Annotated in this window: 5 protein-coding genes; all 5 read right to left on the bottom strand. The window is 67.1% G+C overall.

All coding sequences use genetic code 11. The annotated features are described in order from the left end of the window. Positions 1-1,199: TonB-dependent receptor plug domain-containing protein (locus tag AC1DU6_RS13750; protein WP_477857777.1), on the bottom strand; the 1,199-nt coding region annotated here is incomplete at its 3' end. A 561-nt stretch (positions 1,200-1,760) separates the two neighbouring features. Further along, positions 1,761-2,807 (bottom strand): LacI family DNA-binding transcriptional regulator, encoded by a 1,047-nt coding sequence (locus tag AC1DU6_RS13745; RefSeq protein ID WP_457321304.1) that lies wholly within the window; start codon positions 2,805-2,807, stop codon positions 1,761-1,763. Between the two features lie 90 nt (positions 2,808-2,897). Continuing rightward, positions 2,898-4,313, bottom strand: coding sequence for a carbohydrate-binding protein (locus AC1DU6_RS13740; RefSeq protein WP_477857775.1), 1,416 nt, complete (start codon positions 4,311-4,313; stop codon positions 2,898-2,900). A 197-nt stretch (positions 4,314-4,510) separates the two neighbouring features. Continuing rightward, positions 4,511-6,091, bottom strand: a complete 1,581-nt coding sequence (locus AC1DU6_RS13735) for a chitinase (RefSeq protein WP_477857773.1) — start codon at positions 6,089-6,091, stop codon at positions 4,511-4,513. A gap of 76 nt (positions 6,092-6,167) precedes the next feature. Further along, complete coding sequence (locus AC1DU6_RS13730) at positions 6,168-7,910, bottom strand: glycosyl hydrolase family 18 protein (RefSeq protein WP_477857772.1); 1,743 nt, start codon at positions 7,908-7,910, stop codon at positions 6,168-6,170. Between the last annotated feature and the right edge of the window lie 98 nt (positions 7,911-8,008).

The following is an 8,008-nucleotide window of genomic DNA, read 5'->3' as shown; positions in this document are numbered from 1 at the left end:
GTGCTGATCCGTGAGGCGCCCATGGCCAGGTCGGAGTTGGTCATGTGCTCGCCGTAGATGACGGGCGAGGAGGGAGAGCCGGTCTGGAATTCGCCGAACTGACCCCCGTAGTTGAACCACGCCGAGATGTCGTTGCGGCGCTGGCGGAACTTCTGCTCCGACATGACGAAGTCCAGCGTGCCGACGAGATCCTTGACAGGCTTGAACTGCAGCACGAGCTGGCCGTTCAGGCGCTCGCGGTGCACACCGGTGAACGAGTAGTTCAGGTTCTGCGGCACGCTGTAGATGGAGCCCACGGCCGGGCGGTTCTTGATCTCGGTCGACGTCTTGGGCAGGCCACCCCAGACGGCGTTCGGCCCGCTCCAGTCGTTGTCCTGGATGCCGTCAAAGGTCTTCCAGCCGCTGCTGACATTGGCCTGGGAGTAGCCGGAATCTCGCACTTGGTAGGTGCCCATCAGCGCGATGCCGAACGTGCCGTCGTTGGACTGCGTGCTGTAGATGCCGCTCAGTTCGGGCGTGGCGTTCTTACCCTGCTCTTCGCCAGGCAGGCGGCGGGCAGACTGGTCGCTCACCAGCTTCACGCCAACGCTGGCGACGGTTTCCTTGATGTCGAAGGGGCGCTGGGTGCGGACATTGATGGTCGCGCCCATGCCACCGGTCGGGCTGCTGGCGCGGCTGGTCTTGTAGACCTCCAGCGCTGCAACGCCATCGGAGGCGAGGTTGGAGAAGTCGAAGGAGCGCGAGCTGGGCGCACTGCCGTCCAGGCTGGCGCCAGGCATCTGGCGGCCGTTGAGCAGCACCAGGTTGAAGTCGGGGCCCATGCCGCGCACCGTGATGCGCGTGCCTTCGCCGTTGGCGCGGTCAATGGACACGCCGCTGATGCGGCTCAGCGATTCAGCGAGGTTGGTGTCGGGGAATTTGCCGATGTCTTCGGCAACGATGCCATCCACCAGGCCTGACGAGGAGCGCTTCAGATTGACCGAGGTCTCCAGCGACTTGCGGATGCCGGTCACGATCACCGTTTCAAGCTGCGTCGTGCTGGCCAGCGCCTGGGGCACCGAAGTGGATGCCGTGGGGCCGGCGTTGGGATTGGCCGGGCCCTGGCCGGGGCCGCCTTGGGCCAGCGCGGCGCCGGTGAACAGCAGGCCGCTTGCGGCAGCGAGGTTTGTGAGGCGAAGGGCAGGGCGTAGCTGTCTCATTCACTTGTCTCCAGTAGTTGTGATCTTGTCGAGTGGTGCTCGATGACGAGCTGAAAGCGCTTTCAAGAATACGCGAATGGCAGCGCTTTCAACCTAGGCAACACCCTCGGTCTGCTGCTTCGCGGCAACGCAGGACGGGAGGTTGGCGGGGCTATCCCGCGCTGGCCCGATGTGACCGCTCCCATGGGAGGCGGTGTGCAAATTGGGCGGGCGCTAAGGGTAGTTCTGGGTTGAAACGCAGCGAGCTGATGAAAGCAATGAAAGCGCTTTCAAATAATGATGCGTCTCGCCTCGAGGATCGGCCACATGGTTTACCCGAGCTGAACAACAGTCAGCCCCTCGCCCGGTCGCGCCACGCTGAACGCGGGCGCGCCCAAGCGGGGACCGCGCTGCGACTGAGCCGCAGCGCTTCGGCAGGCACATTACGTCCACTGGACGTGATGTGTCCGGCCTCAGCCCCCGAGGGGACGGCGATGCTTGCCGGATTGACCGGCAAGCACATCGCCTCACGCGGACCGGCTCGGGAGCGGCCCAGCGCTCGGCCCGCAAATGCCGATGCAGCTACCTTTGCATCCGGCGCGTGCTCTCACGCACGACGAGCTCGGGAGCGGGCAGTTGGGCCCTGGGTTTGCCACCACGCAGCATTTCGAGCATGGCGGTCGCGGCTTCCACGCCGATCTCGTAGACCGACTGGCGCACGGTGGTCAGCGGCGGCATGGCGTAGCGCGCCATGATGAGGTCGTCGAAACCAACGAGCGACACGTCGTCGGGCACGCGCAGGTTGCGCCGATGCAGGCCCAGGCAGGCGCCGATGGCCATCTGGTCGTTGGAGGCGAACAGGGCCGTGAAATGAGCATCGCGTTCCAGCAGCCGCGTCACCGACAGCATGCCGCCGGCTTCGGTGTAGTCGCTCTGCACGATGAGATCCTGGTCGACCGCGATGCCGGCCGCGGCCAGCGCATCAAAGTAGCCGTTCTGGCGCTCTACGGCATCGTCGTGCATGAGGTCGCCAGCGATGAAGGCGATCTTGCGATGCCCCTGGTCGATCAGATGCTGGGTGGCCAGGCGCGCACCCTGGCGGTTGTCGAAGCTGAAGCTGAACAGCTGGGGCCCGGACAGCTGGCGGCCAACGACGATGACGGGCAGGCTGTCGGAGACCTTGGTCAGCTCGGCGTCCGAAATGCGGCCGGCCAGCACGATGACGCCGTCGACACGGCGCGACAGCAGGGTCTCGATGGCCTTGCGCTCGTCGTCCTCATGCCAGTTGCCGGACACGAACAGCGGCACATAGCCGGCGCGTTCCAGCTCACGCTCGATGCCCAGCAGCGCTTCACCGTAGAACGGGCTGGAGATGATCTGCGTGACGACGCCGACCGAGAGCGTGCGACCGCCCGCGAGGCCCCGTGCCACCGGGTTGGGCCGAAAGCCCAGCTCCCGGATGGCGGCCTGCACGGCGTCCTTCTTGAGCTGGCTGACTGCGGCCGTGCCGTTCAGGATGCGCGACACCGTGCTCGGCGACACGCCAGCCAGTTCCGCCACCTGCTCCAGCGTGACGACGCCGTCGGGGCGGCTTGAAGGCGCTTTCTTGGCGGGAGTCTTGTCGTTCATCGGCAATGGCGAAGGGAAGCCATGAGTGTAGGTGCCATGAAAAGGGCCGCTGCTGCGGCCCTTTGGCGGTGCCTTGGTGCGAAACGCGGATCAGAGTTTGGTGAACTTGATCCAGTTCAGGTTCCACCCACCCTGGGCTGCGAACACGCCGACGTTGTAGGTGCCGGCATTGATGTTCACCGTGTGCGAGATGGTCGTCCAGTTTTGCCAGCCGCCGGTGTTGGGCACGCCCAGCTGGCCGAGCTGGATGCTGCCCGCGTTGAGGTCCAGCGACAGCGTGCCGCCGGCAGCGCTCGCCACGCGGTAATCGACGCGGTAGCTGCCGCTGGTGGGGAAGGTCACGCTGTTGTAGGCCATCCAGTCGTTGGTATCGATCCAGCCCACGTTCTGGCCGCCCTCCGAGCAGGCCTCCGTCTGCACGCCGGCCTGTGCGCTGTAGGCCTCGGCTTCGATCTGGCGCGACCAGGCCGGGGCGGCCTTGGAGACGATGACGGAGGTGGCCCGGTCGTTGAAGCCTTGGTCCACCAGGCAGCCGGTGTCGCCGGCCCGGGTCACGCTGGTGCCGGTGAAGTTGTCGCCGTCGAAGAACTGCACCTGGTAGCCCGCATTCACGCGCAGCGACGACAGGTCGTTGTCCCGCACGCCACGCGCCTGCAGCTGGGCCAGCGTGTAGCTGCCTTCAGGCAGGGCGGCGGCGTAGCCGGCGTAGTTGCAGTCCTGGTAGACCGTCGCCACGCCGCCGGCTGCCGGCGCGTAGACGCGCACATAGTCCACGTACATCTTGGCGGGCAGGGCCGCGGTGTTGACGTTGAAGCCCGGCCAGTTGCCGCCGACGGCGAAGTTCAGCAGCAGGAAGAAGTCCTTCTGGAATTCATCGGTACCGTTGACGCCGTTGGCGATGTTGGCCTCGTGGTACTTGGTGCCATCCACATACCAGCGGATGGCATTGGCGTCCCATTCCACGGCGTAGACATGCCAGTCGGTCACGGTGGTGGCGATGTTGCCGCCGTATTGGGCGTACTGGCCGTTGTTGTCCTGCCAGTGGATGGTGCCGTAGACCTTCTGCTCGTCGTTGACGTGCTCCATCACGTCGATCTCGCCGGAGGCCGGCCAGCCGACCTGCGGCAGGTTGGCCCCCAGCATCCAGAACGCCGGCCAGGCGCCCAGGAAGGCGGGCAGCTTCATGCGCGCCTCGATGCGACCGAACTTGAAGGTCTTGAGCCCCTGCGTCTTCATGCGCGCCGAGGTGTAGGCCATGCCGCCGAAGTCCTCGCGCTTGGCGATGATGACCAGGGCGTTGTTCTCGATGGTGGCGTTTTCGCGCCGGTAGTACTGCAGTTCGTTGTTGCCCCAGCCGCCGGCGCCGGTCTCGAAGACCCAGTTCGGGCCGATGCTGCCGTTGAACTCGTCGCTCCAGACGAGTTGCCACTGGGCGTGGGCAAGGCCGGCAGCGGCCATCAGTAGGCCGGCCAGAACAGGCCGGACGAGGGATCGAAGCAGATTCATGAATGTCTCCAACAAGTGGTTGTGGTGCCCGTCGCCTGTGTCAGCGACTTGAAAGCGCTTTCAAGATTACGCGGACGAGCGCCCTGGCGGCAACACGGGCGTGTGCCAGAACTCAGGGACGGGTGGACCCGGGGGGCGTGGCCGACCAAAAGGCGAGGTGGAGCCCGCAGCGACCGCCGCGGGCTCCGGTCAATGGATCAGGGCAGCGCGTTCAACGCATTGCGCACGCCGTTGGAGAAGGACTGCCCATCCGTCTTGTCCCAGTTGATAGACCAGGTCATGACGCCCTTCAGGGTCGGGTAGGCCACCGGCGGCTTGATGGCGCCGCATTGCGTCAGCTTGGTCAGGCAGTTCAGCGCCGCCGTGATGGTGGCGAGGCTGGCCTGGCCGCTGTTGGCCGACGAGGGCCCCGAGGGCAGGCCGAAGGCGACCTGGTCCGGCCGGATGCCGCGGAACACATACGGCCCGCTGCCGTTGTTGGTCGTGAAGCCCTCGATCAGCATGCGGCTGGCGGCCACCAGCATGTCGGTGCTGCCCTCGGCGAGTCCCTGCGTCGCATAGGGCGTGTAGACGGCACCGTTGTTGTAGTACTGGACATGCAGCACCGAGAGCTCGTCGCGCAGGCCGTCGATGATGGGCAGATAGGCCCCCCAGATGCCGCTGTTGGCGACATAGCCGCCCTGCACATACGGGTGCTCCGGCGCCATCGACAGATAGAAGCTGCTGCCGATGCGGGCCTTCAGCTGCTTCACAGCGGTGACGAGGTTGGTGATGACCGGCGCGCCCGACGTGACGCCGGCGCCGCTCTCCAGATCGATGTCGATGCCGTCAAAGCCGTATTTGCGCAGGATGGCCTCGACGCTGTTGACGAAGTTGGTCACTTGGGTGGCGTTGGTCAGCGTGACCGTGCCGTTCTGGCCGCCGAAGGACAGCACGACCTTCTTGCCCTTGGCGCGCGCTGCGGCGATGTCGGCGATGAAGCGCGCTTCGCCGCCGGAGCCCGAGTCGAGGTTGAAGGTGATGCTGCCGTTGCCGCCGTCGTCGGCGAAGGCCACGACGATGACGTCATAGGCCGCCGGCACATCGCTGATCGGGAAGGTCGGGCCCGACGGGTTGGTGAAGTTGTGCCAGTAGCCGATGAGCTGGTGCTTGGCCGAAGGCGGTGCAGGCGTGGGAGAGGGTGCTGGCGCCGGTGTGGGCGCAGGGCTGGGGGCAGGCGTGGGTGTTGGAGCGGGCGCCGGTGCCGGTGAAGGGGCGGGCGAGGGCGCCGGGGCGCCGCTGACGATGGTCCAGGGCTGGCCGCTGCCGGCCGGGCCGTTGTGCGTGGATGGGTTGTCGCCCTGGGTCCACCAGTTGGCCTTGTAGTTCACGCCCTGATAGGACACGACGGCGCCGGCCGAATAGGCGGTGCTGGCGCTCCAGGTGCCGGCCGGTGCGGGGGCGGGCGTGGGAGCCGGTGCTGGTGCGGGTGCGGGTGCGGGTGCGGGTGCGGGTGTTGGCGCCGGCGTGGGTGCCGGTGAGGGCGCTGGGCCCGAGGCCGGGCCGATGTCCGTCCACAGCGAGGCATTGGTCGGGTTCCAGCCGGTGGATGCGTAGTCGGTCTGGTTGACGTTGGCCTTGTAGATGCGGCCGTTGTAGGCCACGACCGTGCCGGCCGTGTAATAGGTGTCGGCCTGCCAGGCCGGGTAGGTCTGGGCAAAGGCGGGGTTGCTCAGCAGCAGGGCACCAGCGAGCAGCCAGGGCGTGGCCGCGCGCGGCAAAGGTGGGCGCGAGATCATGGAAGTCTCCGAAGGGGATGGAAAAGGCCGCCGCCCGGCAGACCGGTGCGGCGGCGATTCAGCTCAGCGGAGCTGCTTACTTCCAGGGCGCGTTCTGCAGCGCCGGGTCGTCGACGAGATTGAGCAGGCCGGCGGCCTTCTTGCCGATGGAACCCGGCGAGGCCAGGGCCGCGCTGCCGCAGCTGCCGCTCGCCGTCTTGAGGGCCTGCCACAGCATGGCGCCGTCACGCGGGTTCTTGTTGGCCAGCGTGCTGGTCGTCACCGCGTTCAGGTAGCGCTCTACCGAGTAGGGCTGGTTGATGTTGGCGCCGTAGCTGTTCTGCAGGATGACCGAGCCGGTGCACTGCGCGTCGGCGTTGTTCACTACCAGTTGCGCACCGCTCCAACCTTCGGGCGCCGTCTCGAAGCCGATGGACACGATGGTGCTGGCCGGGAAGAGCTGGCGGTACTGCTTCCAGGCGGTCACGCCGTCGAAGTGCTCGAAGCGCGCGTCGTAGGTCATGATGTTGACGATGTTGAACGCCGTCTTCAGCGCCGGGTAGGCGTTGACGAGCAGGCGCTCGCCGCCGGCCTTGCCGCCCCAATAGCTGGTGCCCACGCCCGAGCATTGCGGGTCGCTGCCTGTGGAAGCGGTGCAGTCCGAGCCGGACGACCAGGCGGCCACCGTCAGGATGCGTCCGCCGCCGGCCAGGTCCACCGCCTTGCGCATGGCCTTCACCGCACCGGCGTAGGCGTCGGTGGTGATGCCGTCGACCTCGTAGTCCACGTCCAGGCCGTCGAAGCCGACGTCCTTCATCAGGTTGGACAGGGCCGTGATGGTCGGGCCGCTGCCCGCATGGCCTTCAGCCGACAAGGTGCCCCAGCTGTTGTAGGTGGCGCCACCCACGGCCAGGATGACCTTGATGTTGCGGGCGTGCAGCACATCGATGGCGGCCTTGATGTCCGAGGGCCGGCCGTTGAAGTTGATGCCCGTGCCCGACCAGTTGTTGGCCGCCATGCCGCCCCATGAGAAGTTGGGCTGGGCGAAGGCCGCCACCACATGGGTGTAGTTGGCCGGGATGCGCGCGAAGTTGCTGGCCACGAAGACCTGGTTCATCGTCATGCCAGTGGCATCGAACCAGTTGTCGCTCCAGCTCGGGTAGTAGACGGTGTAGGCGCGGCCGTTCTGGTTGGCGGACTTGGCGTTTGGGTCKCTCAGGCCTGGCGCCGGTGCAGGCGAGGGGGCCGGGCTGGGCGAGGGACTCGGCGACGGGCTCGGGCTAGGCGCTGGGCCGGTCGTGCAGGCGCCTTGCGACGTCCAGGGTTGGCCGCTGCCGACCGGGCCGTTGTTGGTGGCCGGGTCATTGCCCTGGGTCCACCAGTTGGCCTTGTAGTTGGTCGTGCCCTTGCTGGCGATGGCGCCGCCGCTGTAGGCGGTGGCGGCGGCCCAGACCGGCGCGCAGGTGCCCGTGGGCGCCGGGGCGGGGCTAGGTGCGGGTGATGGAGCCGGCGTGGGGGCGGGCGTCGGCGCAGGTGTCGGGGCGGGCGTGGGCGCAGGCGACGGCGCCGGGCCGGAGGCGGGGCCGATGTCCGTCCACAGCGAGGTATTGGTCGGGTTCCAGCCGGTGGATGAGTAGTCGGTCTGATTGACCAAGGCACGGTAGTTGTGGCCCTGGTAGGTCACGACGGTGCCGGCCGTGTAGTAGACGTCGGGGGCCCAGGCGGGATAGGTCTGGGCCAGGGCCGCGGTGGCGCTGGCGCCAAGTGCGAAGGCGGTGGCGGTGATGGCGGCAAGGCGACGCAGTTGCTGCATCGGGATGCCGGTAGAGGGCTGCTTCATGAGAGACGTTCCTGTTGTGCCAAGGTCTCGTTGAAAAGGAGAGTCCCAACGGGGCTCTCCGGCGGCTGGCCTGCCTCTCCGTGCAGGCTCTTTGGAGC

This window comes from Roseateles sp. P5_B10 (genome assembly GCF_056400485.1).
Note: the sequence above shows the minus strand (reverse complement) of the source record. Positions and strands in the feature narration are given on the sequence as shown.

What these genes read in the sequence shown, in the direction of transcription:
- AC1DU6_RS13745 (WP_457321304.1), bottom strand. Translation starts at nt 2,807, where the DNA reads ATGAACGACAAGACTCCCGCCAAGAAAGCGCCTTCAAGCCGCCCCGAC.
- AC1DU6_RS13735 (WP_477857773.1), bottom strand. Translation starts at nt 6,091, where the DNA reads ATGATCTCGCGCCCACCTTTGCCGCGCGCGGCCACGCCCTGGCTGCTC.
- AC1DU6_RS13740 (WP_477857775.1), bottom strand. Translation starts at nt 4,313, where the DNA reads ATGAATCTGCTTCGATCCCTCGTCCGGCCTGTTCTGGCCGGCCTACTG.